This is a genomic window from Bathymodiolus heckerae thiotrophic gill symbiont (assembly GCF_900128515.1).
In the GTDB taxonomy this organism is placed as follows: Bacteria; Pseudomonadota; Gammaproteobacteria; order PS1; family Pseudothioglobaceae; genus Thioglobus_A.
Genome location: NZ_FQTP01000188.1, coordinates 1 through 1,724, shown reverse-complemented (window position 1 = coordinate 1,724; position 1,724 = coordinate 1). Strand labels below are relative to the sequence as shown.

At 37.6% G+C, this 1,724-nt stretch carries 2 protein-coding genes; both read right to left on the bottom strand.

Annotated elements, in window-relative coordinates; genetic code table 11:
• Positions 1 to 161: 161 nt before the first annotated feature.
• Positions 162 to 620, bottom strand: a complete 459-nt coding sequence (locus BTHERMOSOX_RS11000) for a GNAT family N-acetyltransferase (protein WP_138121174.1) — start codon at positions 618 to 620, stop codon at positions 162 to 164.
• Between the two features lie 115 nt (positions 621 to 735).
• Positions 736 to 1,545 carry a pPIWI-associating nuclease domain-containing protein gene (locus BTHERMOSOX_RS10995; protein WP_138121173.1) on the bottom strand — a complete coding sequence of 270 codons (810 nt, stop codon included), beginning with the start codon at positions 1,543 to 1,545 and terminating at the stop codon, positions 736 to 738.
• Positions 1,546 to 1,724 lie beyond the last annotated feature (179 nt).

Genomic DNA, 1,724 nt, shown 5'->3' with positions numbered 1-1,724 from the left:
GAAATTGTTTTGCAGTATTATCTCTGTCAATTGACGCCATAGGGACGCTAGCACAGCCTGATAATAAAGCATAAATCGTGATTATTGCAATAATTGAATTTTTTTTCATAAAATTTTCCCTTTTTAACCGTCCACGTGAATTTGCCTTGTTATGCTTTTCGTTAAATTCCGTTGCGTTGGTAATGCAATACTCCATTGCTATCTTCTTTTATAAACTTCATTCCTGAATATTCTGCTATTTTAAATGAGGCTTCATTTCCTTTTTTTACTTCGGATCGTATTGGCTTTTTGATTCTATTTGCGAGCAAATAGACCATTCGCTTTCCTACCCCTTGACCTCTAGTTGCTGGTGAAACAGTCCATGATAGTTCATAGATACCATTATCATAATCGGCTCTAACAGTGCCTACAGAAACTCCATTTGCTTCGGCTATATACAAGTCTCTATTTTGATTCTGTAAGGTAGCCTTTAACCATTCGATATGCTTTTCTAATTTTATTTCGTCACTCGTATGGCTTGCCATTCGAGTAGCTTCATTATTTCTCCACTTAAGTAACATTTCTGCATCTTCTATCTCAGCAGGCCGTAAGGATAGATTCTGTTCTGTTCTGTCGATCATGATTTATTCCGTTTTTCATTTGTCAAGTCTCATTTCACGGTTTTGTTTTTTTTGAGCATAACGCTCGCGTAATAGGCGCTAGCTTGCGAGCGTCCTAATTGACGCGCTTGTTAAATTATTCATCTCCAAACCAGCTACTCACATCTATTGAAATACATTCAGGCGGTATGGACAAATCATATGGCTTAGTAACGCTGCTAGAGCCTGTGAATTCGAAGGGGTATTCTTTATTGATTTCACATGCGTCTTCACCTTTTCCGTAATTTTGAGAGACATGGGCATTCCCTTCGCCCTTAAAAGTAAGCTCTCGATTATCAATATCAACCAATTCGTAGTCAGTAACCTCAGAACATTCGACATAGCTGCTGTGACTCAGAATATCGATATCAGGCATGCTATTTGATACAAAGGTACTCATCAATTCACTATCGATATGAGAAGACAGCTCATAATGTAATTTACTCCTTGTATCTTCGACCATGTTAAAAATCGATAATAATATGCCAAGGGCTTCTTCAGATAGCTTTTCGCGCTCTGCGTCTGTTATATCGAAAGTCGAGTCATTAACATGCGTAAACTTTGAAAGGGAGTCTATTGTTTCTTTGATTTCTTTCCATGGTTCCAGAACATCCATTCTAAGTTCTTCTTTAACGAACTTATGGTCTAGGCCACCTTGCACACAGTAGGTGTACCTTTGTTTTCTGCTTGGTTTTCCATTATCTGTTTCTACTTTAAACCAAGAGCAAGATTTAACCTTATCTTCTGGAGCGCGACGCTCAAAAATATTGCGTATTAGCTCCCTCAGGGAATAAGCAAAACTATTAATTCTAAGCGGATCATCTTTGTTTTCTAAGTATGCCACCGATGCTGAAAACAGCTTTTTCTCAAAATCTGTCGTCAAATACGATTCTATTTGTTCTTCCATGCTCGATGCCTTAAGAAATTTAACGCCTGAACTCACCTGACACGTCAGTGGCCAGGTGGAGTGATTTGTTAGGTGTTTAAAAATTATAGATAAAATTCAACGAGGTTCTGCTAAATTTTAAATCTGAGCCGTTTATATTAAAACTTCTAAAAGAATCAGCGTGCAATTTATGTTTGGCA

What these genes read in the sequence shown, in the direction of transcription:
- BTHERMOSOX_RS11000 (WP_138121174.1), bottom strand. Translation starts at nt 620, where the DNA reads ATGATCGACAGAACAGAACAGAATCTATCCTTACGGCCTGCTGAGATA.
- BTHERMOSOX_RS10995 (WP_138121173.1), bottom strand. Translation starts at nt 1,545, where the DNA reads ATGGAAGAACAAATAGAATCGTATTTGACGACAGATTTTGAGAAAAAG.